Source organism: Rhizobium leguminosarum (genome assembly GCF_019798305.1).
Classification (GTDB): Bacteria; Pseudomonadota; Alphaproteobacteria; order Rhizobiales; family Rhizobiaceae; genus Rhizobium; species Rhizobium leguminosarum_U.
In genome coordinates this window covers 17945-42969 of the sequence record NZ_JAAXDD010000023.1, presented here as the reverse complement: position 1 = coordinate 42969, position 25025 = coordinate 17945, and the positions used below count along the sequence as shown (strand labels likewise).

23 protein-coding genes are annotated in these 25025 nt (G+C 61.0%); 4 read left to right on the top strand and 19 right to left on the bottom strand.

The window, feature by feature from the left end:
- The first annotated feature begins 17 nt into the window (after positions 1-17).
- A complete protein-coding gene (lexA, locus tag HFO99_RS30475; protein ID WP_222252987.1) occupies positions 18-737 on the top strand; it encodes a transcriptional repressor LexA in 720 nt (239 codons plus the stop codon).
- Here lexA and HFO99_RS30470 read toward each other — a convergent pair.
- Entirely contained in the window at positions 718-3150 is a 2433-nt protein-coding gene (locus tag HFO99_RS30470; RefSeq protein WP_222365433.1) for a ComEC/Rec2 family competence protein, read from the bottom strand. The genes lexA and HFO99_RS30470 overlap by 20 nt on opposite strands.
- Before the next feature lie 290 nt (positions 3151-3440).
- On the opposite strand from HFO99_RS30470, the gene gltA reads away from it, so the two are divergent.
- Entirely contained in the window at positions 3441-4730 is a 1290-nt protein-coding gene (gene gltA / locus HFO99_RS30465) for a citrate synthase (protein WP_017964153.1), read from the top strand.
- Between the two features lie 36 nt (positions 4731-4766).
- On the opposite strand, the gene lpxB is transcribed toward gltA, so the two are convergent.
- The 18 genes from lpxB to HFO99_RS30375 all read right to left on the bottom strand — a co-directional run bounded on the left by lpxB (position 4767) and on the right by HFO99_RS30375 (position 23617).
- Complete coding sequence (lpxB, locus tag HFO99_RS30460) at positions 4767-5945, bottom strand: lipid-A-disaccharide synthase (RefSeq protein WP_222335391.1); 1179 nt, start codon at positions 5943-5945, stop codon at positions 4767-4769.
- Positions 5942-6823, bottom strand: a complete 882-nt coding sequence (locus HFO99_RS30455) for an LpxI family protein (protein WP_222335392.1) — start codon at positions 6821-6823, stop codon at positions 5942-5944. Before HFO99_RS30455 ends, lpxB begins: the two co-directional genes overlap by 4 nt.
- A gap of 3 nt (positions 6824-6826) precedes the next feature.
- The gene (gene lpxA, locus HFO99_RS30450) at positions 6827-7645 is read right to left on the bottom strand and encodes an acyl-ACP--UDP-N-acetylglucosamine O-acyltransferase (protein ID WP_222252991.1); all 819 of its coding nucleotides are present in this window, start codon (positions 7643-7645) and stop codon (positions 6827-6829) included.
- A complete protein-coding gene (gene fabZ, locus HFO99_RS30445; protein WP_017964149.1) occupies positions 7642-8109 on the bottom strand; it encodes a 3-hydroxyacyl-ACP dehydratase FabZ in 468 nt (155 codons plus the stop codon). The genes lpxA and fabZ overlap by 4 nt, the downstream gene beginning before the upstream one ends.
- A complete protein-coding gene (lpxD, locus tag HFO99_RS30440; RefSeq protein WP_222365432.1) occupies positions 8102-9166 on the bottom strand; it encodes a UDP-3-O-(3-hydroxymyristoyl)glucosamine N-acyltransferase in 1065 nt (354 codons plus the stop codon). Before lpxD ends, fabZ begins: the two co-directional genes overlap by 8 nt.
- Before the next feature lie 50 nt (positions 9167-9216).
- Positions 9217-11550: an outer membrane protein assembly factor BamA gene (bamA, locus tag HFO99_RS30435; RefSeq protein ID WP_222253019.1), complete on the bottom strand. Its 2334-nt coding sequence runs from the start codon at positions 11548-11550 to the stop codon at positions 9217-9219.
- A gap of 198 nt (positions 11551-11748) precedes the next feature.
- On the bottom strand, positions 11749-12882 hold the full coding sequence (rseP, locus tag HFO99_RS30430) for an RIP metalloprotease RseP (protein WP_064250066.1): 1134 nt from the start codon (positions 12880-12882) through the stop codon (positions 11749-11751).
- A gap of 28 nt (positions 12883-12910) precedes the next feature.
- Positions 12911-13741, bottom strand: coding sequence for a phosphatidate cytidylyltransferase (locus HFO99_RS30425; protein ID WP_222365431.1), 831 nt, complete (start codon positions 13739-13741; stop codon positions 12911-12913).
- On the bottom strand, positions 13741-14484 hold the full coding sequence (locus tag HFO99_RS30420) for an isoprenyl transferase (RefSeq protein ID WP_222252994.1): 744 nt from the start codon (positions 14482-14484) through the stop codon (positions 13741-13743). The genes HFO99_RS30425 and HFO99_RS30420 overlap by 1 nt, the downstream gene beginning before the upstream one ends.
- A 37-nt stretch (positions 14485-14521) precedes the next feature.
- Positions 14522-15082 carry a ribosome recycling factor gene (gene frr / locus HFO99_RS30415; protein WP_017964143.1) on the bottom strand — a complete coding sequence of 187 codons (561 nt, stop codon included), beginning with the start codon at positions 15080-15082 and terminating at the stop codon, positions 14522-14524.
- A 164-nt stretch (positions 15083-15246) separates the two neighbouring features.
- The gene (gene pyrH, locus HFO99_RS30410) at positions 15247-15969 is read right to left on the bottom strand and encodes a UMP kinase (protein ID WP_003539289.1); all 723 of its coding nucleotides are present in this window, start codon (positions 15967-15969) and stop codon (positions 15247-15249) included.
- Between the two features lie 96 nt (positions 15970-16065).
- Positions 16066-16992, bottom strand: coding sequence for a translation elongation factor Ts (gene tsf, locus HFO99_RS30405; protein WP_047614958.1), 927 nt, complete (start codon positions 16990-16992; stop codon positions 16066-16068).
- Positions 16993-17248: 256 nt separating this feature from the next.
- Positions 17249-18016, bottom strand: coding sequence for a 30S ribosomal protein S2 (gene rpsB / locus HFO99_RS30400; protein ID WP_017964141.1), 768 nt, complete (start codon positions 18014-18016; stop codon positions 17249-17251).
- 181 nt (positions 18017-18197) lie between these two features.
- The gene (locus HFO99_RS30395; protein ID WP_222365429.1) at positions 18198-19304 is read right to left on the bottom strand and encodes a substrate-binding domain-containing protein; all 1107 of its coding nucleotides are present in this window, start codon (positions 19302-19304) and stop codon (positions 18198-18200) included.
- On the bottom strand, positions 19304-19921 hold the full coding sequence (locus HFO99_RS30390) for a 5-bromo-4-chloroindolyl phosphate hydrolysis family protein (RefSeq protein WP_222335395.1): 618 nt from the start codon (positions 19919-19921) through the stop codon (positions 19304-19306). The genes HFO99_RS30395 and HFO99_RS30390 overlap by 1 nt, the downstream gene beginning before the upstream one ends.
- Positions 19922-19928: 7 nt before the next feature.
- A complete protein-coding gene (locus HFO99_RS30385; RefSeq protein ID WP_261323407.1) occupies positions 19929-21497 on the bottom strand; it encodes a substrate-binding and VWA domain-containing protein in 1569 nt (522 codons plus the stop codon).
- 14 nt (positions 21498-21511) lie between these two features.
- Positions 21512-22588, bottom strand: a complete 1077-nt coding sequence (locus HFO99_RS30380) for a toxic anion resistance protein (protein ID WP_222365425.1) — start codon at positions 22586-22588, stop codon at positions 21512-21514.
- A gap of 192 nt (positions 22589-22780) precedes the next feature.
- On the bottom strand, positions 22781-23617 hold the full coding sequence (locus HFO99_RS30375) for a cell envelope integrity EipB family protein (protein WP_017964136.1): 837 nt from the start codon (positions 23615-23617) through the stop codon (positions 22781-22783).
- 266 nt (positions 23618-23883) lie between these two features.
- Here HFO99_RS30375 and HFO99_RS30370 point away from each other — a divergent pair, with 266 nt between their 5' ends.
- Both HFO99_RS30370 and HFO99_RS30365 read left to right on the top strand, forming a co-directional pair.
- A complete protein-coding gene (locus tag HFO99_RS30370) occupies positions 23884-24351 on the top strand; it encodes a hypothetical protein (RefSeq protein ID WP_222365423.1) in 468 nt (155 codons plus the stop codon).
- Positions 24348-25019: a hypothetical protein gene (locus HFO99_RS30365; RefSeq protein ID WP_222365421.1), complete on the top strand. Its 672-nt coding sequence runs from the start codon at positions 24348-24350 to the stop codon at positions 25017-25019. Before HFO99_RS30370 ends, HFO99_RS30365 begins: the two co-directional genes overlap by 4 nt.
- The last annotated feature ends 6 nt before the right edge of the window (positions 25020-25025 follow it).

Genomic DNA, 25025 nt, shown 5'->3' with positions numbered 1-25025 from the left:
ACGAGGTCACAACGTCGATGCTCACGCGCAAACAACAGGAGCTTCTCCTTTTCATTCATGAGCGCATGAAGGAATCCGGCGTTCCGCCATCTTTCGACGAAATGAAGGATGCCCTGAACCTCGCCTCGAAGTCCGGGATTCATCGCTTGATTACGGCGCTCGAGGAACGGGGCTTCATTCGCCGCCTACCGAACCGGGCCCGTGCGCTCGAGGTCATCAAGCTTCCGGAGGCCTACAGCCCCAGCATCCAGCCGCGGCGCGGCTTTTCGCCGAGCGTCATCGAGGGCAGCCTCGGCAAACCTCAACCGGTCGCCGCCCCCGCTGCCGCAAAACCCGTCGCCGACAACGGCAACTCGGTCTCCGTGCCGGTCATGGGCCGAATCGCTGCCGGTGTTCCGATCTCGGCGATCCAGAATAACACCCACGACATCGTCGTTCCGGCCGACATGCTCGGCTCCGGTGAACATTATGCGCTGGAGGTCAAGGGCGATTCGATGATCGATGCCGGCATCTTCGACGGCGACACCGTGATCATCCGCAACGGTAGCACCGCAAGTCCTGGCGATATCGTCGTTGCTCTCGTCGACGACGAGGAAGCGACACTCAAACGCTTCCGCCGCAAGGGCGCCTCGATTGCGCTCGAAGCCGCCAACCCGGCTTACGAGACCCGGATTTTCGGGCCGGACCGTGTCAAGGTTCAGGGCAAGCTCGTCGGTCTTATTCGCCGCTATCACTGACTTTGGCTAGACCGGGCTCGGTAAAACTATTGCTGCGCCAGTCATAGGCGCGATGGCGCATCCATGGCCGCGACAACCCATCGAATGCGGTTGCGACCTCCAGGCCGGCGTCCGTGAAACGCAACTCGACGGAACCGGTCCTGCGCAGCGTCTCACCGGTGAAGAGCGTCGCACCTGAGCGGCAGCTGTTCAAGCGCAGGCGGACCGACGTCACGATGATATCGGCAGCGTCGCATGCCGGGCCGAGATAGGCGGCATTGTCGATGACGGCCACGACATGGCCATTGCCAAGCCTTGATGTGCACCAGGCCTTTTTGACGCAGGAAAATCGGTTTGCTTCACCGGCCGCTGCGGCTGCCCGCATCGCGGTCCTCGCTTCGGTCTGCTGATCGCGGGAAAGCCTGACGCGGCGGTCTTCTCCCTCCGGCGGGATAGCAGGACCATCCAGCATCTTCGGCGGATCATGCGTCGGCAGGACCAGCGCCCTCTGCCATTGGTCGAAGATGAAATCCGGCGGTCGTTCACGGTTGGAAGCCATTGCTGCCGCCTCGACGACCGCGACGAGGTTGCCATCCTCCGAAATCACCAGATCCGGCGGCCGGGGAACCGGCAGAAGCAACAGGATGAGCGTCGAGACTGCGATGATCGATGTGCCGACATGGCGCAGTCGCGTCCGGAGCAGCGTCAGCAGCAGAAAGCCTGCGACCGCTATCGCGAAATACCAGGCGGGCAAGCGGCCGACGTCGATATTGCCGCCCCAGCTGGACACCGTCTTTGCGACCGCGATCACCAGATCGAGGCCGAATCCGACGACCTTCCAGGCCCAAACATCCAGACCGAAAGGCATGAGCAGCATCGCCAGCAGCCCAGCCGGCATGACGATGAAGGAGATGATCGGCATCGTCGCGAGGTTTGCCGGCAGGCCATAGGCGGTCAGGCGATGAAAATGCTCGATCGAAAACAGCGCGGTTGAAAAGCCGCCGATCAGCGAGGTCAGGAAGACTCCGCCGAAGAAACCCACAATCGTAACGATCGGCCTGATGATCGGCAGCTTGAGGAAGGCGTTTTCGCGAACGCGCCGGTCCTTCCACAGCTGATAGCCCGAGACCAGCGCCAATGTCGCTGCAAAGGACATCTGGAAGCTCGGACCCAAGACCTCGGACGGCGAAATGGCGATGATGACGAGCGCGGAGAGCGCGACATTGCGCAGGCTGATCGACGGCCGGTCGAAGAAGACGGCAATCAACATGATGGCCATCATGATGAAGGCGCGTTCGGCAGAGACCCCAAAGCCCGAGATCAGGAAATAGGCGGTCACGGCGATGAGCGCGCCGGCGGCGGCGATCTTCTTCGTCGGATAGGCCCCAGCGACGCCGGGAAAGAGGCTGAGCAACATCCGGAACCCAACGAAGAAGATACCGGCCGACAGCGCCATGTTGAGGCCGGAGATGGCGACGATATGAGCCAGGCCGGACTGGCGCAGCGCTTCCGTCGTCTCATTCGAGATGGCGCGCCGCTCGTCCGTCACGAGAGCAGCGGCGAAAGCGCCGGTGTCGCCGGGCAGGATCGACCTTATGCGGTCGCCAATGCCGCTGCGCAGCCGGTAGAGCCCTTCGAGCAAAGCTTCCCACGTCGATCTTGCTGCCTGCGGACCTGCCTGCAAGTCGACCTTCGACGGCGCGCCGTAGAAGAAGCCGTTGGCGCCGATGCCATCGAAATAGGCACCGAAGGAGAAGTCGTTGAGCTCAGGAAGTGCCGGGCCTGCCGGCGGCGTCAGCCGCGCCCTGCCGGTGATGATATCACCGATCTCGAAGGGCGCGTCTGCGCCGCGGGCGATCGCGGTTATGCGTTCGGGCGGCCGCTTCACCTCCGGCGCCTCCGTGCCGGTGACGGCAAGAATGTAGCGCCACCGGCCGCGACCGTCGCCTTCGCGCCGTTCCACACGGCCGGTCACCGTCGTCGTAACGGCGGAATCGAGGATTACGGTCGAAGCCCGCCAGCTCTCAATCTGCGCCGAGGCCATGCCGCAGGCCACAAGTGCAAGCGCCAGCAGCGTTGCCCGCAATGCCGCCCGGCTGCGGCTGGCGATGAGAACGGCGACGGTCAGCAGCAACAGGCAGAACAGCGATGCAACGAGCGGAAAGTCCGATGCGGCCAGAAACCAGAAGGCTGACCCGGCACCGAGGAAGACCGGCGAAACCAGCAGCAGACGGCCGTGGTCCGCCTCTTCGCCCAGCATGCGCATGCCGATACGCAGCGATTGCGAGGCTGCTGCCGGCAGCCGGTGCCGCAAGGGGCTCGTCGACTGCGTCTTTGCCGGCCGCGTCACCACGACAGGCGGAGAAAAACCGGCGGAGTCGGCAAGGCCTTCGCCTGCTTCCGGCCGCAATTCGACTGTCGTCAACTCCTGCATGTGCCGCCCAAGCCCAACTGCGAAGGCGGCCAGAATGCAACCTCCAATCAAATCCGGCAAGAATAATCGATTGAAATATGAGGGGAAATCGCGAGCGCAAAAAGACGAGTTGAATCATCGGCTTCGGATATGCGTGCGGCTCATCGCTGCAGTGCCTAAAAGATGATACCGCAATGCACAAAATGCCGTCACGGTAACTTGGCATTAGCTTCGCGATCATATAGCTATCGGTGAGGACGCTTAACCCCTATGGCGCTTTTATGGCGCCACCGCCATTTCGGAGGATCAGCATGACGGATCAAAGCGCTACAATAAAAATCGGTGACAAGTCTGTCGACCTTGCTGTCAAAAGCGGCACGATCGGCCCGAGCGTCATCGATATCGGTGCCCTCTACAAGAACACGGCTTCCTTCACCTACGATCCGGGTTTCACCTCGACGGCATCCTGTGAATCGAAAATCACCTACATCGACGGCGACGAAGGTGTCCTGTTGCACCGCGGCTATCCGATCGAGCAGCTCGCCGAGCATGGCGACTTCCTCGAGGTCTGCTACCTGCTGCTTTACGGCGAACTGCCGACCACGGTGCAGAAGAAGGATTTCGACTATCGCGTCACGCACCACACCATGGTGCACGAGCAAATGAGCCGCTTCTTCACCGGCTTCCGCCGCGATGCGCATCCCATGGCCGTCATGTGCGGCTGTGTCGGCGCGCTGTCGGCCTTCTATCACGACTCCACAGACATCACCGATCCGCACCAGCGCATGGTCGCCAGCCTGCGCATGATCGCCAAGATGCCGACGCTTGCCGCCATGGCCTACAAGTACCATATCGGCCAACCCTTCGTTTATCCGAAGAACGACCTCGACTATGCCTCGAACTTCCTGCGCATGTGCTTTGCCGTTCCTTGCGAGGAATATGTGGTCAATCCGGTGCTTGCCCGCGCCATGGACCGCATCTTCATCCTGCATGCCGATCACGAGCAAAACGCCTCGACCTCGACCGTCCGTCTCGCCGGTTCGTCGGGCGCCAACCCGTTCGCCTGCATCGCTGCCGGCATCGCCTGCCTCTGGGGCCCCGCCCACGGCGGCGCCAACGAAGCAGCCCTCAACATGCTGACGGAAATCGGCACGGTCGATCATATTCCGGAATATGTCGCCCGCGCCAAGGACAAGAACGATCCGTTCCGGCTGATGGGCTTCGGCCACCGTGTCTACAAGAACTACGATCCGCGCGCCAAGATCATGCAGAAAACGACGCATGAAGTGCTCGGCGAACTCGGCATCAAGGACGATCCGTTGCTCGAAGTGGCGATGGAACTGGAGCGCATCGCGCTCACCGACGAATATTTCATCGAGAAGAAGCTCTATCCGAACATCGACTTCTATTCCGGAATCACGCTGAAGGCGCTGGGCTTCCCCACGACCATGTTCACCGTGCTCTTCGCGCTCGCCCGCACCGTCGGCTGGATTGCGCAGTGGAACGAGATGATCGAGGATCCGGAACAGCGCATCGGCCGTCCGCGCCAGCTCTATGTCGGCGAACCGAAGCGCGATTACATCCCGGTTTCGAAGCGCTGATCGCTTCAAAGGAACCCAAAAGAAAACCCGGTCAGTTCAGAAACGACCGGGTTTTTTCTTTTTCAAGACGTCGAGAAGGATCTCGGCGGCGTGCTCGCCGGGCGGCTTTTCGGTCTGCATGCGTTGCCAGACGAGATCGTAACCCTCGTTCATCGCCTTCAGTTGGAATGTGTCGGCCGACAGCCGCTCCATCCAGCGCGCGAGGCTGGCGCCGCGAACGATCTCGTTCAGATATTCCGGCACGACGGCATAATCGGCGATGATATTGGGCAATGCGCCCGTCCACACCTTGATGCGCGGGGCGAGCAGGCGGATAATCCAATCCGTCTTGTAGACGGACACCGTCGGCACGCCGGCAAGGGCGAGTTCGAGGATCACCGTGCCGGAGGCTGCCATCGCCGCATCCGCTTCGGCAAAGGCCTTCCATTTCTGTGCCGGCCCGACCGCCACCTCCGGCGGCGTGGCCCAGCCGGCAACCAGACCCTTCACCAGCGCTTCGTTGTGCGGCACGGTCGGCAGCAGGAATCGCATCGGGCCGTTGCGGGCGACGAGTTCATTGGCCGCATCCTCGAAGAACGGCAGGAGTTTGGCGATTTCGGAGGATCTTGACCCCGGAAGCATCAGGATTGTCTTGCCCGCTTCCCCGACAGATGCGCTGCCGGCGCGCAGCCGCCGCGCTTCGAGCAGCGCCGGATCAGCGATCAGGCGATGGCCGACATAGGTGGTCTCAGGCCCGCCGAGCGCACGCATCGTCGCCGGCTCGAAGGGCAGGACGGCGAGCACATGATCGACATAGGGCAGCATGCGCGTCGCGCGATATTCCTTCCAGGCCCAGACGCTCGGACAGACATAATTGACGACAGGCAGATCGGGCAGTGCGGTACGGACACGCTTAGCGACTCGGTGGGTGAAATCCGGGCTGTCGATGATGAGCAGGATATTCGGCCTGGCGGCAATGATGGCCGCTGTTGTCTGGCGGATCAGGCTATAGAGCCTTGGCAGCCGGCTCAGCACCTGGGTGATGCCCATGATCGACAGCTCGGAAAAATCGAACAGCGATTTCAAACCTTGGGCCTGAAGCCCCTCGCCGCCGACACCGACGAGTTCGATCGGTCCGGCATGGATCCGCTTCAGGGCCGCGACCAGATCGGCGCCGAGCAGGTCGCCCGACACCTCGCCGGCGATGACGGCGATCTTCAGCGGCGCCCCGGTCATTCGAGCCCCCATGCCGGCAGCTCGCGATCGATGCCGCAGACGAAAAGCCCGGCCTCATCGGCGGCCTTGAGGACGGCGGCGCGATCGAGCACCAGCGAACGGCCTGCCTCGATCGCAACGCCGGCAAGGCCAGCCTTCTTTGCATTCAGGACCGTGGAAACGCCGATCGCCGGCAGGTCTGCGCGAATATCCTGCTGAGGCTTGCAGAGCTTGACGAGCGCGCCGCGACGGCGTGGAGAGATGCGTCCGGCGGCTCTGAGACCGGCGACACGCTCGAGCATCTCGTCCGTGCCTTCCGGCCCCTCCAGTGCGACGATGCGCCCGCCGATGGCGACGGCGCCCTGGCCGACATCCAGCCGGCCGAGCATTTCGGCGGCTTCCGCCGCGCGGCCGATATCGCGCCGATCTTCCTCGCCGGGGGCCGCAGCGCCCAGCGAGCCGACCGAGGCAAGAAGATCGGGAGCGATCTCATGGGCACCGACGACGCGCCGGCCGTTTCCCTCGATCAGCCGGATCACCATCTGCAGAACCGTATCGTCGCCGCCTGACAACAGGGTGCGGATCGCCGCCGGCATCTTCATGAGAGTGCGCAGCGTCGGCCGCACCTCGCGCCATTCCGGCCGGCGCCGCACGCTGCCGGACATGACGACACGGCTGATGCCATAGCGGTTGAACAACCCCTCAAGGGCTGCAAAATCGCCGATGGCGATGACGGCGTGGTCATAACCTTCCCAGCGCCGGTCGCTTTCATCCTTCAGCGCGACGATCACGGGATTTTCGCCCGCCGCGCGCGCGGCTTCGGCGACATAGGAGGGCAGAAGACCGCCGCCGGCGATGATCGCCAGCCGGCCCGCAGCGGTGTCGCCTGATATAGCCACGGACTAGCCCTTCTGCCCCCGGGTCGGCGAGGACAAGGCGCGGTCGCTGTCGGCGGCAATGAATTCGAGGATGTGGACCACCGGCTCGCAATCGGCATATTCTTCGCGGATGGCGGCGGCGTTTTCACGGACGGAGCCCGTTCCTTCGAAGATCGACTTATAGGCGCGACGTACCCTGTGAATGATGGCGCGGTCGACGCCGGCGCGCGTCATGCCGACGACGTTGAGGCCGCTCAGCAGCCCGGGATTGCCGTTCAGCATGCCGTAGGGAATGACGTCGTAACTCACTGCCGAAAGCCCGCCGACGAAGGCCTGACGGCCGACGCGGGTGAACTGGTGAACGGCCGAACCGCCGCCCAGGATGACGCGATCCTCGATGACGACATGGCCGGCGAGCATGACGTTGTTCGACATGATCACATGATTGCCGACCCGGCAGTCGTGCGCGACATGCGAATTGGCAAGGAAGAGGTTATTGTCGCCGACGATCGTCCGGCCACCAAAATCGGCCGTGCCGGTATTCATCGTCACGCCTTCGCGGATCGTGCAGTTGGCGCCCACCGTCAGCGTCGTCTCCTCGCCGCCATGATGCACGCTCTGCGGATCGCCGCCGACGACCGCCATCGGGAAGATGCGCGTGCCCTTGCCGATCACAGTGCGGCCGGTCACGACCGCATGCGACAAAAGCTCGACATTCGCATGCAGGATAACGTGCGAGCTGACATGACAGAAGGGACCGATCTTGACGCCCTCACCGATGGTCGCGCCGTCTTCAACGACAGCCATCGGATGAATGCGGGCGCTTTCGGCGATAGTGCTCATGCCTGATCCTTACGAACGATCATCGCGCCGATATCGGCCTCGGCAACAAGCGCACCGTCGACCTTGGCATCGCAATGGAATTTCCAGATATTGCCGCGCTGCTTCTGCTTCCTGACATGGAACTCAACACGATCGCCGGGTACGACGGGCTTGCGGAAGCGCGCATTCTCGATGGTCATGAAATAGACGAGGTTGCCCGGTTGGCCATCCTTCTTGGCACAGATCGCACCCGCGGTCTGAGCCATGCCCTCGATCAAGAGAACGCCGGGCATGATCGGAGATTCCGGAAAATGGCCGGTGAAATGCGGTTCGTTCACTGTGACGTTCTTGATGCCGATCGCCGTGTTATCGCCGTCGATCTCGATGATCTTGTCGACCATGAGAAACGGGTAACGATGCGGCAGCAGCTTCATGATCTCGATGATGTCAGCCGAAGAAAGCGTTGTCGTGGCTTCCTCAGTCATTTTTCTCGCCTCCAGGTTTCTTTCCGCGCACCCTGGTCTTGGACATCAGTTGCGCGACATCTCTCAGATAATCATTCAGCGGACGCGCAGGTGTCCCACCATATTGTCCACCGGCGGCAAGATCGGTCATGATACCGCTTTGGGCGGCGATCTGCACGCCGTCGCCGATCGTCACATGCCCCTTGATGCCGACCTGGCCGCCGATCTGCACGCCATTGCCGATCTTCGCGCTGCCGGCAATGCCGACCTGCGCGACGATGGCGCAATGACGGCCGATCTGGACGTTGTGGCCGATCTGTACCTGGTTGTCGATCTTGGTGCCTTCACCGATCACCGTATCGTCCATGGCGCCACGGTCGATCGTGGTGTTGGCGCCGATCTCGACATTATCCTGGATGATCACTCGGCCGATCTGGACGATCTTGATCATGCCGCGCGGACCCGGCGCATAACCGAAACCATCCTGGCCGATGCGGGCGCCGTTGTGGATAATGACGCCGTTGCCGAGCAGAGCGCAGAGAATGCTCGCGCCGGCCGCAATCGAACAATCCCGGCCAATCTTGACATTGGGGCCGATGATGCTGTGCGCGCCAATACGCGTCCCTTCGCCGATCTCGGCATGCGCACCGATGACGGCCATCGGCTCGACGATCACACCCATTTCAAGCTTGGCGCTCGGATCGATCACCGCGCTTGGCGCGATCTCGCTTTCACCGGAAAAGGCGACCGGGCGCAGTGCCGTGGGATAGAACAGCCCGCCTGCCATCGCGAAGGCCGCATGCGGATTGGACGACAGCATGACCGGGAGATGTTGGGGGACGAGATCGGCGAGCGCCTTGTCGCAGATCACCGCCGAGGCTTCGCATGTCGCCAGCTCATCGCGGCTGCGGCGCGACAAGATATAACAGATATCGCCTGCCCGTGCCCGGCTGATGGGGGCAACGGACCTGACGATAACATCGGCATGGTCGGAATTGACAAGCTCCGCCCCAAGAAATTCTGCCAGCTCAACGAGCCTCAGACCTTCATGGGGCAGAAAAAAAACGTTTTGCTCCACCGGCAATGCTCCAGAACGGAATTGAGTCTTACAGTTCCGGACTGCCGATATCAGAATTGGTTGTTGATGCCAAACTTGAAGTTCTGCGTCTTGTCGAAGTCTTCCTTGAGGACCGGGATCGCGTAATCCACACGCAATGCACCGAAGGGAGACTGCCAGACGACACCGACACCGACGGAAGCACGAAGCGAAGCGCTGGTGCCCTCGGCCTGGTCGGACCCGAGAAGCTCGACGTCATTGCCAAACAGCGTGCCGGCATCGGCAAAGACTGCGCCGCGCAGATTGAAGTCACGTGGGAAGCCCGGCATTGGGAAGGTCGCTTCCGCAGACGCCGCGAAATAGGTCGTGCCACCGAGCGGATCGTCGTGGTCCCCGGTGATGCGCGGGCCGATACCCTTGTTCTCGAAACCGCGAATATCGCCGTTGGTCAGCGTGAACTGGTCGAAGACGTTCAGATGGTCGCCGAAGGGGACGACATAACCAGCCGAACCCGAGACCGAGCCGATGATATCGGCATCGTCGGCAAGCAGATGGTAATAGCGGGCCTTGCCGTAGATCTTGTAGAACTGTGAGTCGCCGCCGAGGCCGGCAATTTCCTGCGTCGCCGTCGCATAGATGCCTTCACGCGGCTGGACGGTGTCGTCAAGCGTGTTGTAGGTCAGCGTCTGCGAGACGGAAGAGCGTGTCCACGGGCTCTCGTCGACCAGATTGGCGTAGGTCGCCGACAGGTCGGAGGTATCGCCGTCGTAATTCATCTGCTTGTAGTTATAGCGGAAGGTCGTCGCCAGGTCTTCGGTAATCGGCGCAGTGACGCGCAGGACGACGCTGGTTTCCTCGTAATCGTAGTCCTGGTTGCTCGACGTTTCGCTGCGATTGACGTCGAAGCCTGCCGCCAGTCGGTAGCCGAGGAAATAGGGTTCGGTGAAGTTGACGCCGTAGGCGCGCGAGCCTTCCTGGCCGCCGCCGGCCGAGATGCGGATGTACTGGCCGCGGCCGAGGAAGTTCTTTTCCTCGATCGATGCTTCGAGCAGCAAGCCGTCGCCGCCGGCGGCATAACCCGCGCCGATACCGAACGAACCGGTCGACTGATCCTGCACGTCGACGACCACCACGACACGGTCCGGGGAACTGCCCGGCTGGGTGGAGATGTTGACCGAGGAGAAATAACCGAGCGCTTCGAGACGACGCTTGGCCCTGGTGATCATCTGCTGGTTGAAGGCGTCGCCTTCGCTCATGTCGAATTCGCGGCGGATGACGTAGTCGCGCGTGCGGCTGTTGCCACGGATCTCGATGCGCTCGACATAGGCGCGCTCGCCCTGGTCGACCAGATATTCAACACCGATCGTGTTGTTGTTGAGGTCGCGGTTGCCGCGCGGCGTGACGCGTGCAAAGGGATAGCCGGCAGACGCCACCTGATCGGAGATCGCCTCGATCGACTTCTGTACTTCCTTGGCGCTGTAGACCTGGCCTTCGCGGGTGCGCACGAGCGGCTGCAGCTGGTCGGAGCCGACGCCTTCGACAGTCGACTGAACGGTCACTGGTCCGAAATCGTAACGCTGCCCTTCCTCGATGTTGAAGGTGAGCGTGTATTTGTTGGTCGCATCGTCGAAGGTGGCATCGGAAGAGACGATGCGCATGTCGGCGTAGCCGCGATTGTAATAGAACTGCCGCAGCGCTTCTTCGTCGGCGTGGAGCTTGTCTTCGTTGTAGACGTCCTTGCGGGTCAGGAACGACAGGAAGTTCGAACGCTTGGTGGCGATGACGGCAGCCAGGCGGCCAGCGCTATAGGCATTATTGCCGACGAAGTTGATCGAATCGATCTTGGTGCGGTCACCCTCGTTGATGACGAAGGCAAGGTTGACGCGGCCTTCGCCGAGCGGCACCACCTGCGTCGTAACTTCGACCTCGCTGCGGCCAGTGGCGGCGTAGGCGTCTTTGATCGACTGGATGTCAGCCTGAATCTGGGTGTCGCTATAAGGGCCGGCAGCATGGGTCTGGACGACAGTCGCGAGCTTGTCGTCCTTGATCTTGCGGTTGCCGTTGAAGACAACCTGATTGACGAGCTGGGCTTCCTGGACGTTGACGACGAGCGTGCTTCCGGAGACCGAGATCTTGACGTCGGAGAAGTAACCCGTCCCGTAGAGCTGCTTGACCGAGGCATCGATATCGCTGTTGGAAAAACTCTTGCCGGGAGCGATGGTAAGGTTCGACCGGACGGCTTCCGCGCCGACGCGGCTTGCGCCGCGCACATCGATGCGCTGGATAACCGCGGCCTCAGCGGCCGTAGCGGAAACGAACGTCAAAGCACCTGCGCCCGAAGCAACAACACTAGCAGACAGCGCAACCGCCGATACTGCGTTCAAAAACTTTGAACCAGCCTTCATTTCACCCATTACCTTTGTTTCCCTCGTCCCCGGCTCCGGGAGAACCCGATTCCGGTCACGTGTGTCGTTTTACCCGCTTTTGACATACAAGCAAGGCAGGTCGTTAATTTCTGTTTACTTCATTTGCAAGCGTGACCCATTCGCCACTACAGCCTTGAAACATCGTAAATAAATAGTAATTAGCCTCGCCTTGCGCGTTTACCCTCTCAACGAGCCAATGTCGTTCCAGGTCGTGAAAACCATCAATGTCAGGATCATCGCCAGGCCGATGCGAAATGCAATTTCCTGGGCCGAAGAGCCGAGCGGCTTTCCCCTCACCGCTTCCACCGCATAGAACATCAAGTGGCCGCCATCAAGTACCGGAACCGGCATCAGGTTAAGCAATCCTATCGAAACAGAAAGCACCGCCGCAAGCTGCAACACTGCGCCTATCCCAAGCGACGCCATCTGGCCCGAGGCTTGCGCGACGCGGATCGGCCCACCCAATTGGTCGGCGCGCATCGTTCCGCTGAAGATGTTACCGATATATTTGAAGGTGCCGGTGACGATATCCCGGGTCTGGAGCACAGACTCACGCAGCGCCTGGAGCGGCGTATAGGTCTGCAGGCGGAAATTGCCAGCCTGCTGGTTGGTGACAATGCCGATCTGGCCGACCTCAGCCTTGTTACCGAACTGGTCAGTCGTGTCGGTGCGTTGCGGCACCATCGGCACGTCGAGCTTCTGGCCGGCGCGCTCGATCGTCACGACGATCTGCTGGCTCGGCCGGATGCTGACATAGCGGCGCACATCGTCGAAGGTCTCGACCTTGCCGCCATCGATGGCGATCAATAGATCGCCTGGAAGGATGCCGGCGGCAGCAGCAGCGCCATCAGGCTTGACCTCGGCAACGACAGGATCGGCGATCATGCGGCCATAGACCGAGAAAAGAATGGTGAAGATGGCGATCGCCAGCAGAAAATTGGCAATCGGGCCAGCCGCAACGGTTGCAGCGCGTTTCCACAGCTTGGCGCCGGCAAAGGAGCGCGCTCTGTCCTCTTCGGACATAGCGGCGATCTTGTCGGTGTCGGGCTTGCTCGAAGCATCCTCGTCGCCGAAGAACCGGACGTAGCCGCCAAGCGGGATCACCGAGATCTTCCAGCGCGTTCCGTGGCGGTCGGTGAAGCCGAATATCTCCGGACCGAAACCGACGGAAAAGGCAAGGATGCGAATGCCGCTCCAACGCCCGACGAGGTAATGGCCCATCTCATGCACAAAGACGAGCAGTGACAGCACGAGGATGAAGGTAACGATATTCCCCATCAAAAATGCGTATATGCCGCTCAGCGTTTCCATGAGTGCCTTCCGTCAGACTGCCGCGTTGTCAGAGTCCGAACAATGCCGCGCCGAGCGACGTCGTTCCGGTCTCCTTTATCAGGGAAAAAAGCCCTGCAAGCAAGAACGCCGAAAAACAGGCAAAAATCAGTCCGTCGACACGGTCCATGACGCCGCCATGGCCGGGAATGAGACGGCTGGAATCCTTGACGCCGAATTTCCGCTTGATAAACGATTCGAAAAGATCGCCGGACTGGCTGCAAACCGACAGAACGAGCGCCACGAAGGCGGCGATGATTTCAGCGCCCGGGAGGAGAAAATGAACGAGAACGACGCCGGCTGCGACGGCCGAAACGGCGCCGCCGATTGCGCCAGACCAGGTCTTTCCAGGCGAGATTGAAGGGGCAAGCTTCGGTCCGCCGAGCGCCCTGCCGACGAAATAGGCAAGGATATCGGTTGCCCAGACGACGGCAAAGACGAAGAGCATGGCGTAAAGGCCGGGCCGGTCATCGCTTCTGATCGCGGCAAGTGCCAGGCCGGTAGCGCCGGCATAAAACAGGCCAGCCGGAAACCAGCGGCTCGTGCCTTGCAAGATGATCAGGGCGATGCCGACGGCGGTGACGCCGGCCAGCATGCCGGCGGCGAATTCGAAATTGCCGACAAGCACAAGGAAGGCGATCGCCGCCTCGCCGATCCAGCCGACGGCATTGGCAACCCAATCGCGGGCGATACCGGTGATCTTCGACCATTCATAGTAGATCAGCAGGCCAATGACGACCGCCAGGATGCGGAAGGCAAGGCCGCCATACCAGGTGGCGGCAAGAACGATGGCAGCAAGGATCAGTCCTGAAACAATGCGGAGCTTCAATTCCCTCTGCATCAGGTGCCGACCGCGGCTGCCTGCGACGAGAGGCCGCCGAAGCGCCGGTCGCGAGAGGCGAATGTCTCGAGCGCCGAACGGAAGATTTCGGCGGTGAAATCCGGCCAGTATTCCGGAAGGAAGATGAATTCCGAATAGGCGGCCTGCCAGAGGAGGAAGTTGGAAAGCCGCTCCTCGCCGCTGGTGCGGATGATGAGATCCGGATCAGGGATGCCTGCCGTGTCGAGACGGGCGTTGATCAGCGCCGCGGTGATGTCCTGCGCCCTCAGGCGGCCAGCCTCGACATCCCTGGCAAGGCTCACCGCGGCGCGGGCGATCTCGTCGCGAGAGCCATAGTTGAAGGCGATGACCAGCGTCAGCGCCGTGTTGTCCTTGGTCGTTTCCTCGGCTTCGAGCAGCAGGCCGAGAATGTCGCTGCGCAGGCTGTGGCGGTCGCCGATCACCTTGATCCGCACGTTCTGGCGATGGAGCTCGGTGAGGTCACGGCGGATGAAAGCCTTGAGCAGACCGAGCAAATCAGAGACCTCGGCTTCGGGCCGACGCCAGTTCTCCGAGGAGAAGGCAAAGAGGGTCAGATATTTTATGCCGACGGCGCCGGCGGCGCGTACTGTCTCGCGTACCGCCTCCACACCCTTGCGATGGCCCATCGTGCGCGGCAGACCACGCTGCTTGGCCCAACGGCCATTGCCGTCCATGATGATGGCAACATGCTCTGGCACAGTTACAAATACAGATTCCGACATTTCCCGTCCGGTCTTTCCAGGCAAAGGCACAGATCCACTAGACCTGCATGATTTCCTTTTCCTTCTCGCCAAGCAAGCGGTCGACTTCGGAAATCGTCTCGTCCGTCATCTTCTGTACACGTTCCGACTGCGCCCGGCTCTCGTCCTGGCCGATGACGCCGTCCTTTTCGGCCTTCTTGAGGCCGTCCATTCCGTCGCGGCGGACATGGCGAATCGCCACCTTGCTCTTTTCGGCATAGTCGTGCGCCACCTTGACGAGCGACTTGCGGCGCTCCTCGTTCAGTTCCGGCAGCGGAATGCGCAGGTTCTGGCCGTCGATGATCGGGTTGAGGCCGAGATTGGATTCGCGGATGCCGCGCTCGACGGCGCTGACCATCGACTTGTCCCAGACGGAAACCGACAGCATGCGCGGCTCAGGCACGGTGATGTTGGCGACCTGGTTCAGCGGCATGCGCGAACCATAGGCCTCGACCGTGACCGGGTCGAGGATGTTGGCCGAAGCACGGCCGGTGCGCAGCGATGCGATGTCGCCCTTGAATGCGGAAATCGCGCCATCCATGCGGCGCTTCAGTTCCTTGATATCGATACCTTCACTCATGTCGATGCTCCCGTCCAGAGCATGATGCCGAAAAGTGTCAGCGGTTTTCGGGCGACATCATGCTCTAACTATCTAATGTAGAACATGATTCAGATTTAGGCCCATCGGGCCTAAAATCATCATGTTCTAGCGAGGGCTGCGCCGAAACCGCGGCGCAGCTTATATCAGTTGTCGGAGACGATGGTCTTGAGGCCACCGCCCGTCAAGATTTCAGCAAAACCGCCTTTTTCGTGGATCGAGAAGACGATGATCGGAATGGAATTTTCTCTGGCCAGCGCCACGGCGGCAACGTCCATCACCGCCAGCCCCCTGTCCAGCACTTCCTGGTGCGTCAGCCGGTCGAGGCGGGTCGCATCGGGATATTTTTTGGGGTCGGCGGTGTAGATGCCGTCGACCTGAGTGCCCTTGAAGATCGCTTCCGCACCCATTTCGGCGGCGCGGAGTGCTGCAGCGGAATCGGTGGTGAAGAAGGGATTACCGGTGCCGCCGGCAAAGATCACCACGCGTCCCATCGACAGATGGTAGAGGGTCGCGCGCTGCGAGAAACTTTCACAAATCTCCGGCATGGAGATGGCCGAAAGCACCACCGTATCGATGTTCAGCTTGCGCAGCGAGGTCGCCAGCGCCAGCGCGTTGATGATGGTGCCGAGCATGCCCATATGGTCGCCGGTGACCCGGTCGCCGCCCTTGGACGCTACCGCGACACCGCGGAAGATATTGCCACCACCGACGACGACGCCGACTTCCACGCCCATATGCCTTGCCTCGGCGATGTCGGATGCAATGCGGTCCGCCACCGTCACATCGATCCCGAAACCCTGGCCACCCATGAGCGCCTCGCCGGAAGCCTTGAGTAGAACACGTTTATAGACAGGCTCTAAAGACATCTTGGCTCCTCGTAAATTGCCGTGAATGCCCGATACACGAAGGGCACCGCGTTGTCACGCGATGCCCTTCGTGTTTTCCCAATTATGGCTGGAAGATCAACCCTTGACGGCAGCAGCGACTTCGGCCGCGAAGTCGGTTTCTTCCTTCTCGACGCCTTCGCCAAGCAGCAGACGGGCCATGCCGGCAACCTCGATCGGCGCGCCGACGGCCTTTTCAGCTTCCTTGATGGCAGCGGCGACGGTCAGATCCGGATTGATGACGAAGGCCTGCGAGAGAAGGGCGACTTCCTCGAAGAACTTGCGCATGCGGCCTTCGACCATCTTTTCGATGATGTTGTCAGGCTTGCCGGAAGCGCGCGACTGCTCGATGAAGACGTTGCGCTCGCGCTCGGCGACGGCGGCATCGACTTCTTCCGGGCGGATCGCCAGCGGCGCGGTCGCGGCGATGTGCATGGCAACCTGACGGCCGATGGCGTTCAGGGCTTCCTTGTCGCCGGTCGACTTCAGCGCGACCAGAACGCCGAGCTTGCCGAGGCCGTCGGAAACAGCATTGTGGATATAGGTGGCGACGACGCCGTCCTCGACGGACAGAGCGGTCGAACGACGCAGGTTCATGTTCTCGCCGATCGTTGCGATCGCATCCTTGATCGTGTCGGAAACCGACTTGCCGGATGCCGGGTAGGTCGCAGCGGCAACGGCCTCGACCGTGCCATCGGTCGAGACAGCGACCTTGGCGATTCCGCGGACGAGATCCTGGAAGGCATCGTTACGGGCAACGAAGTCGGTTTCGGAATTGACTTCGACGACGACGGCCTTGGTGCCCTGGCTCGAAACGCCGATGAGGCCTTCGGCGGCGGTGCGGCCGGACTTCTTGTCGGCCTTGGCGATGCCCTTGGCGCGCAGCCAGTCGATCGCCGCTTCCATGTCGCCACCGGTTTCAGCAAGAGCCTTCTTGCAGTCCATCATGCCTGCGCCGGTCTTTTCGCGCAGTTCCTTCACCATTGCAGCCGTAATCTCGCTCATTAGCTTCCTCTTGTCGGTTCATACGGTGGACCGCAAAGCGCGGCTCGGCACCGGATTGAGGCACGAAATGTACCTGTGTGTATGACAGCGTGATGAAGACGCGTCATAACGAAACTTTTCGGGCGGAGAGCCTGATGCCCTCCCCTTGAAACAGGCAAGGCCGCCGAACTTCGATGAGTCGCGAGCGGCCTTTCCCAGTCTCTGCAAGCCCAGTCTCTGCAAGCATTGGCGGACCTTTTCGATCCGCCTGCTTTCATCAGCCTTCGGCTGATTCCTCGAGAGCCGGCTCGACCGGAACTTCGAAGGATGCGCCGAGATCGCGGCCGGAAGAGCCCTGCTGACGCGCGATGCCGTCGATGGCGGCGCGGGAGATCAGCTCGCAGTAAAGGGCGATCGCGCGCGATGCGTCGTCGTTACCCGGGATAGGATAGTCGATCAGGTCCGGATCGCAGTTCGAATCGATGATAGCGACAACCGGGATGCCGAGGCGCTTGGCTTCGTCGATCGCGATCTTTTCCTTGTTGGTGTCGATGATGAACATCAGGTCGGGCGTGCCGCCCATATCGCGGATACCGCCGAGAGCCTTGTCGAGCTTTTCACGCTCGCGCTCGAGGTTCAGGCGTTCCTTCTTGGTGAAGCCCTGGGCTTCGCCGTTCAGGATCTCGTCGAGCTTGCGCAGGCGCTGGATCGAGTTGGAGATCGTCTTCCAGTTCGTCATCATGCCGCCGAGCCAGCGCGAGTTGACGTAGTACTGGGCCGAGCGCTTGGCGCTGTCGGCGATGATCTCAGACGCCTGGCGCTTGGTGCCGACGAAGAGAACACGGCCGCCGCGGGCAACGGTGTCGCTGACGACCTGAAGGGCGCGCGACAGCATCGGAACAGTCTGAGCCAGGTCGATGATGTGGATGTTATTACGGTCGCCGAAGATGTACGGCTTCATCTTCGGGTTCCAGCGATGCGTCTGGTGGCCAAAGTGGACGCCTGCCTCAAGCAGCTGGCGCATAGAAAAATCAGGCAATGCCATGCCTTGTTACTCCTTTTCCGGTTGAACCTCCGCAAGGCGAACAGCACCCTCTTCGAGAATGCCACCGGGCGGAACAGCCCGGATTTCTCCCGGACGATCCCATGCCTTACGTGTGGAATGCCGGTGCCCATACATTCGATTTGGCGCAAAAGCAAGGCTTATGCGGAAAAAACCTGGCCGCTTAGCTTAGCAGTGTCGGCAGCAGCGACAGCATAACGCCTGCATCCGGCATCGGCAGGATGGCATCGACCTCGGCCGGCAGCAGAGAGCCGATCGTGCTGTCGGCATTGCCGGTGGCAGTTCCCAGCGGACCACGGAAGCCGTGTCCCGTCCAGGCAAGTTCCTGGAGCTTCGCGCTCACCAGCGCTTCGATCAGCCGGTTGGCGTTCTCGTCGACGACGATCAGCGGATGTGCCGAATAAACGGTCGGGCGCGGATAGAGCACTACGGGCTTTGCGCCGGCGCTCGCCTTGATCCGATCCCATCGCGCGGGATCGGCAAGGATCCACTCGACCAGCTGGTTCTCATAGCCGACGATCATCGGCTCGCCGCCGAGGCCGCCTGCCAGATACTGGTCGAAAAGCTTGCCTGAGGATGGTGACTTGAAGCCCATGTTGCGGAAGATCGCCTGCACTTTGGCGCCAAACGTAGCAAGGTCACCTGATGTCGCGACATTGCCGCTGAAAAGGCTGAGCGCCAGGCCTGCGAACATGAAGCCGGAATTCGAGCGGTTCGGATCGGTCGAGACGATGCGGGCGCGGCCGTAGAGCGAATTGACGCCGAGCTTCGACCAGTCGGATCCGGCAAGAATCGAATCAAGCAACGCCTTGAGGTCGAGCTGATGATGACCTTCGTTCGTCACCGTCACCAATCCCGTTTTCATCAATCCGTCGACAACGGGCTGCCAGGAATAGACCACGATGGGTGTGTTCAGCACGACGCGGTCGTTGCGGATATTGATGCCGTTTTGTCTGGCGATATCGACCATGATCGAGGAGGACGGCCAGAGGAATTGCGGACGCTGCGACTGCAGCGCCTGTTCGCGGACCATCTCCACGGAGCCCGCGACGCGGCTATCCACCGTCAACCCGTATCCGCCGAGCGCCCTGATGACGTCAGGATCGGCCAGGAAGGCCTCCTTCTCGCCGCCGACGAAGCCGAACAGCGTCGTGCGGCTGCCGAGCAGGCCCTGCAATTCCGGCCGATCCCGGACGGCGAAATAACCGCCGGTGCCGACGACGCCGGCTCCGAGCAGTCCCACTCCAAAGGCGCGACGAGAAAGGGCCATCAGCGTCCGATATCCTCTTTGAGCGATGCCTGGATGAGGCGCAGATCGGTGTCGAGCGTGCCGAGTTCCTCATCAACCAGGCTGTCAGCGTAGTGGACGAAGGCCTCTTCAAGCTTCACTAGCACGCCGCGCACCTCCTCCAACTGCTTGAGGTCGGGAACGCGCTTGACCTCAATGACGGCAAAGCCTTCCGCCAGCTCGGCAGAACGCGGCAGATAATAGGAGAGGAACCGCCGCACGGCATTGGCACTTTCGGGCTTGGCTTCGACCTTGCGAAGGACATCGGCGGCGATTTCAGCGAGATGCCGAACTGCGGCCGCCATCTGGTTGTCGCCGATCACATCCGCGGCAGTCTCCAGGCGTTCGGCAAAAGGAACGGCAGCCTCCAGCAGGTCACGGGCAAAGGCGACGCGTCCGCTGCCGATGCGCTTGATATCGAGGCCTTCGAACAGCCGGCGCGGTGCAAGCAGAATGACGAGGCCGGCAAAGACCAGGAGGGCGATGATGGCAGCGATCCAGAAGGGCATGCCGGCGGCAAAGCTCAAGAACGGCACGGTGATTGCCGCCGCCAGTCCCGCTACGATCCAGTTGCCGTCATTGCCGAGCCAGTTGCGCATGCCAGTCCTAATTATAGCCTCGCGCCGTACGAAAGGCGGTGGCGAGATCCGAGCCGCCGTCGAACACGCGCGCTGAGGTCAGCTTGGCGAGGCTGTCGAGCTGCGTCTTGTCGGCATCGCCGAAGGTGATGCCGAAGATCGGCACATGTGGCTCCATCGCGTTCCATGAACGCATGAAAGCCTGGCTTTGATCATCGGACTTGCCATCGGTCATGATGACGATGGCAGGCAGATGAGTCGAGAGCCTGTCGGTTCGGGCAATCTGCTGCAGAGCCCGTTCGGCGCAGGCATACATGTTCGTGCCGCCATCGGCCCTCTGCCGGGAAATCTCATTCAGCAACCCTTCCTGCTCCAGCGGATTTCCACTCGCCATGAACGTGCTGCGCACGCTGCCGTCGAAGGGAATGACGATAATCTGATCGGCGGGCGACCATTGCACCAGTACCTTGCTCGCTTCGTCTGGTGTCAACAGGAAACGCATCGCCTTCTGCAACTGCTCCTCGCCGTCCCCTTGCATCGAGCCGGAAAAATCGAGGCAGAGCGCAGTCAGCGACGGTTTGCGCAGCGCCGCCTGATAAAGGTTGAGCGCCTGGCGGATGACGCCCGCCTCCGGCATGCGGATCGCCGTCACCAGCCGGGCGGGGTCGAAATTCCAGCTCGGGTCCGGTTTTGCGGCAACGCCGGTAAGCGGAATGCGCCGGCCGGTATCGGCGATGCGCTGCTGCACGGGCGCTGAGCTGAGATAGGCGAGCAGATCTTTGAAGAAGGTCTGGACTTCTGGCCCGCGGCCATGATCGACGAAACCGATCGGCGAATCCGCCATGGCCACACCATCTGCCGGATAGATGGCGTAAAGCGGTTCCTGCGACAGGGCAGCGAGCTTGTCGTTGGTTTCCTTCAGCACCGCTTCGTAATTCCACATCGCGTCATAGACCGTGCCCTTGCCGGCGGATTCGACATAGAGATCGGCGAGCCAGCCCGAAGAACCGGAAGAGCGCACGACACCTGAAAGCAGCGACCGGACGCTCTCCTGGACGTGTCTGTCGTCGAGATCGCCGGGTTCGATCACCGGCTTGTTGCCGAGCGCGCTCGACAGCATGGCAAGATAGGCGCTGGCGCCCGAATTGGATTGCGTCGCCGAGGTCATCAGGAACTTCAGCGACCCGCTCTCGACGGCAGCGAGAATGTCTTTCATGAAGACATCCTTGCCGATCCAGCCGAGTTGCTGTGCCTTCGACCTACGTACGCCCAATACCACCGGCGTCTGAGCGATCGAGGTCAGGTTCTTGACGCGGCGCCTGGTGTCGAACATGTCGACCCAGACGCTGGAGGCGGGCCAGACCGCATCCTGCACGACGCCCTCTTCGCTCTGCAGCGCTAGGCCGATATCGAGCGTGCCTTCATATTTGAAGGTGCAGGTGGCGTTCTTCTGCTTGCAGAATTCCTCGACGATCGGCTGCAGAACGGTATTCTCCGATCCGGATACGATCGAGAAATCCGGCCCCTGGCCGAAGGGACTGCAGCCGGTAAGGGCCAGAGCGGCAAGAAGTGCCAGGCCTGAAAGCAGCGCTCGCATCGTCACCTTACCGATCACGCCTGGGTCATCGCCTTCTTGAGTTCGACCGTCATCTGTTCCATCTGCTGCTCGGCGAGCGCCCGCTTCCGGCGCCCCTCCTCCTGAACCTGCAGCACGCCGGATATCGTGTCGATCAGATCCCTGTTCGCCCTGGCGAGCGTGTCGATGTCGACGATGCCGCGCTGCGACTGCTGCTCGATTGATATCGCCTGATCCTTCATCATCTCGGATGCCTGGCGGATCATGTCGTTGGTGGCGTCGGTCACCGCCTTCTGCAAGTCGAGCGCCGATTTCTGCCGCGTCAGGCCGAGCAGGATCACCATCTTCTGCTTCCAAGCCGGCACCGTCAGCGCCGACGTCGCCTGCAGGTTCTCGATCAGCGTTTCGTCACCCGCCTGGACGATGCGGATCTGCGGCAATTGCTGGATACCGAGCTGGCGGGCCTGCTGCAGGTAGAAGACCCGCTTTTCCAGCCGGTCGAGCGCCTGCATGCTGTCCTGATAGGTCTGCGCCTCCAGCATGCCGCCGCCGGGGCCTGTCGCTGCCGCCTCGGCTTGCGCCTTGAGCCTCGGCAGATCGACGCTGCGAAAACGCTCGGCGAAAGTCTTGCCGGCCTGGACATAGGCCTCGAGCCGCATGATCGATTGCCGGGTTTCCTCATGCAGGTCGTCGAGCAGCGCGATGTCGCGCCTCAGCGTATCCTTATGGCGGTCGAGCTCCAGGCCGATCCGGTCGATCTGACCGGCCACGTCCTCGAACTCCGCCTTGAAGCGGTCGAGCCGGGCCTTGGCCGAGAGAAACATGCGGCTGAGGAAGCCCTTATCCTTCAGCGATGCCGGATCGAGGCTTTTCGATTTGAGGATGATGTCGGTCAGCAGGCGGCCGACATCGCCGAGGTCCTTGTTGCGGACTTCGCGCAGGATCTTGTCGGCATAATCGCTGACCGCCTGCTGGGCGCGGTCGCCATAGACCGAGATGCCGGCGCGGTCGGTGATATTGATGCTATCGGAAATGCGGGCAATTTCCGCCGGATCGGCGACGACAACCGGCAGGGCGGCATTCTGAACAGTCGCGAGATCGGTATCGGCCATGGTTCGGGCTTTCAAGCTTGCGATGCGTAATGGTCTACGCAGTCTAACAGATAGACGTCATCGCAATGGCTTGGCCGCTGGGATCGCACCGACCCGAAAAGCAGGACGACAGACGGCGACTCAGTCATCGCTGATCACCGAACCGTAGTGAATTTTATGATACAGTTTTATGACAAGGCGTGCTCTCGCCGCCTATTTGCAAACCTCGGCCTTGCGGTCGAGCAGCTCCAGCTTGGCGAGCTTGCCGGTCAGGACGAAATCGCCATAATCCATCGTCAGGTCGCGGGTAATGCCGTTCTCATAAAGCTTGAACGACATACGGTAGACCGGCAAAGCATCCGACTTCGCACTCTCGTTGAAATAGGCGATCGTTACCGGCCAGAAGGCCGTCTTGGAGAAAGCGCCGGCGTTACCGGCATCGGTTTCCTCGGCGATCGGCGTCTCCTGCTTGCCGACGATCGTCGTCGTCACCAGCGACTTGTCGCCGTCGTCCGAACCGTCGAAGACGCGCGCCTCGAAGAAGCGCTTGCCGTCCTTGGCGTGCTGGATCACGTCGAGCATATGTTCTGTGGGAAAACGGCTTTCTAAAAGCTGCAGCTCGCGGCTCGCCGGCTGCGTCAGATCGACCTTGACACCATCCGGCTGATCCTGAGCCGCACCGTTGACCTCCTTGTCGAGCTGGTCGTCAGTGAAGGACTTGGTGTCGAAGGTGAACTTGCCGTCCTTCAGGTTCTCGAAGGTCTTCGTCTGCTGGTCGCTGACGCGTACGTTGTCGCCGGTGTCGATCTGCGTCACGAAGCGGAAATTGGTGGTGAAGCCCTGGCAATAGCTGCCATCGAACTCATATACCATGCGACCATACATGGCGGCGATGCCAGAGCGGTCCGACGCGTCCTTCAATTCCAGATCGTAGACCGCACGATGTGCGACGAGGCCGGTCGCGATCGCAGCACTTACCGCGGGCGCAGCCGCCCATGCATTGGCGGAAACGCTGGCGAGAAGCAGAGCGACAAGACTCGATCGGAACATTCATTAACTCCTGTTGGACTCGGTCGCGATGTTATAAGAACGCTTTCGGCCAAATCGAGGCTCGAAACTGTCATATTAAAGATTCTAGTCTTGATGCATAATTTTAGAAGAACTGTCAATTGAACACTTATTCCGGTTAAGTATCAACTAGTTGATCTTCAGATTATTCTTCGCACCCTGTTGCGTACCCTGCAAAAGTCACCCATCGTATGTGCGATATCACCCACCTCGCTGAGGTGGTTTATCCGCAATGGAACCGATAAACGATGGACACGCCACCTCCCCCACCACCATTGCCCGCCTCTGTCAAGCGAGCATTGCGGGGCTTCTCAGCGACTCAGGTGCAAGAGGCCCGTAAGACCCTCGTCTCGCTAGCGCAGAATTGTACCGACTTTCGCACTCGAAAGGAAGCAGCGGAATATATTGACAAGGCGGCGCGGGCTGAAGAAGACCAATTCTTCAAGGGTGACGAGCAGGCGCTAGAACAGTTGGCAATGCTCCCTATCGAGCAGCAGGCGACGGCAGCACTGCAACTGTTCGCTAAACAGGCGATTACCCGCGCCGACCTGGACATGATCCTGAAAACTGTTGCTGCCGATCAGTCCGCGAAGATTGCGGACCTCGAACTAGCGCGGCTTCACCTTGAGCGAGAGAACAAGGACCTGGCCCACTTGCTCCAGACCGGCAAGCGCATTGATGCTTCGGCACTATCGCAGGAGCCGGTTGTCCAATGAAGGTCACAGATGCAACGGTGGACCGGATTCAGCAACGCCGCGAAAAGCTGGAACGCAAGGGTATTCTCAAAGAAAACATCCCCGGGTCGGACGTGACCGCGCACCTGTGGCAAGCAGATAAGAATGGGCTGCTCACGAAGGTAGGCGAGCACGAAGGCCCGGGCATTCCCTTCGTGGTGATCCCGTCAGGCAAGTTCATCACAATCGAAAGCGTCGTAGTCCCGGCGATGTCCGAAGAGCAATGGATTACCGGGTTCGCGCATCTCGAAGACCTGCCGGAAATGCCCTTGCGGGTGTCACCGCTCATTGACGCGCCCCCTGCCCCCGAATTTCATCCCCCTGTGATTGAGAGGGTGCCAGACGCGACGATTGCCACAGGGGACGACCCGAACGCGCACGATCGACCGCTTGGGGTTCGTCCGCATATCGACCGCGATGCTGTGCTGCTCGATCTTGAGAAGTTTCGCAAGGAACGAGGCGCGGGAGATGCGGAACCGAAACCCAAAAGCAAACCCAAGGCCCGAACATTCGAGGAGCGTGCTCGCCGCGTAAGCGAGGAAATGGCTGCTCAGTTCGAGGCAGTTAGGCAAGCGCAGCAGAAAACGGAAACGCGCCCCGTGATAAGAATGGCAATGGCCCCGACAATCACAGATTGGAAGGGATATTGAGTGATG

Coding starts and splice junctions, on each gene's coding strand:
- HFO99_RS30390 (WP_222335395.1), bottom strand. CDS start 19,921: ATGCGCAACTGGCTCGGCAATGACGGCAACTGGATCGTAGCGGGACTG.
- HFO99_RS30425 (WP_222365431.1), bottom strand. CDS start 13,741: ATGCAGAGGGAATTGAAGCTCCGCATTGTTTCAGGACTGATCCTTGCT.
- HFO99_RS30370 (WP_222365423.1), top strand. CDS start 23,884: ATGGACACGCCACCTCCCCCACCACCATTGCCCGCCTCTGTCAAGCGA.
- fabZ (WP_017964149.1), bottom strand. CDS start 8,109: ATGACTGAGGAAGCCACGACAACGCTTTCTTCGGCTGACATCATCGAG.
- lexA (WP_222252987.1), top strand. CDS start 18: ATGCTCACGCGCAAACAACAGGAGCTTCTCCTTTTCATTCATGAGCGC.
- tsf (WP_047614958.1), bottom strand. CDS start 16,992: ATGAGCGAGATTACGGCTGCAATGGTGAAGGAACTGCGCGAAAAGACC.
- HFO99_RS30385 (WP_261323407.1), bottom strand. CDS start 21,497: ATGCGAGCGCTGCTTTCAGGCCTGGCACTTCTTGCCGCTCTGGCCCTT.
- rseP (WP_064250066.1), bottom strand. CDS start 12,882: ATGGAAACGCTGAGCGGCATATACGCATTTTTGATGGGGAATATCGTT.
- rpsB (WP_017964141.1), bottom strand. CDS start 18,016: ATGGCATTGCCTGATTTTTCTATGCGCCAGCTGCTTGAGGCAGGCGTC.
- gltA (WP_017964153.1), top strand. CDS start 3,441: ATGACGGATCAAAGCGCTACAATAAAAATCGGTGACAAGTCTGTCGAC.
- HFO99_RS30420 (WP_222252994.1), bottom strand. CDS start 14,484: ATGTCGGAATCTGTATTTGTAACTGTGCCAGAGCATGTTGCCATCATC.
- HFO99_RS30365 (WP_222365421.1), top strand. CDS start 24,348: ATGAAGGTCACAGATGCAACGGTGGACCGGATTCAGCAACGCCGCGAA.
- HFO99_RS30375 (WP_017964136.1), bottom strand. CDS start 23,617: ATGTTCCGATCGAGTCTTGTCGCTCTGCTTCTCGCCAGCGTTTCCGCC.
- lpxA (WP_222252991.1), bottom strand. CDS start 7,645: ATGAGCACTATCGCCGAAAGCGCCCGCATTCATCCGATGGCTGTCGTT.
- HFO99_RS30470 (WP_222365433.1), bottom strand. CDS start 3,150: ATGCAGGAGTTGACGACAGTCGAATTGCGGCCGGAAGCAGGCGAAGGC.
- pyrH (WP_003539289.1), bottom strand. CDS start 15,969: ATGTCTTTAGAGCCTGTCTATAAACGTGTTCTACTCAAGGCTTCCGGC.
- frr (WP_017964143.1), bottom strand. CDS start 15,082: ATGAGTGAAGGTATCGATATCAAGGAACTGAAGCGCCGCATGGATGGC.
- bamA (WP_222253019.1), bottom strand. CDS start 11,550: ATGAAGGCTGGTTCAAAGTTTTTGAACGCAGTATCGGCGGTTGCGCTG.
- HFO99_RS30395 (WP_222365429.1), bottom strand. CDS start 19,304: ATGGCCCTTTCTCGTCGCGCCTTTGGAGTGGGACTGCTCGGAGCCGGC.
- lpxB (WP_222335391.1), bottom strand. CDS start 5,945: ATGACCGGGGCGCCGCTGAAGATCGCCGTCATCGCCGGCGAGGTGTCG.
- HFO99_RS30380 (WP_222365425.1), bottom strand. CDS start 22,588: ATGGCCGATACCGATCTCGCGACTGTTCAGAATGCCGCCCTGCCGGTT.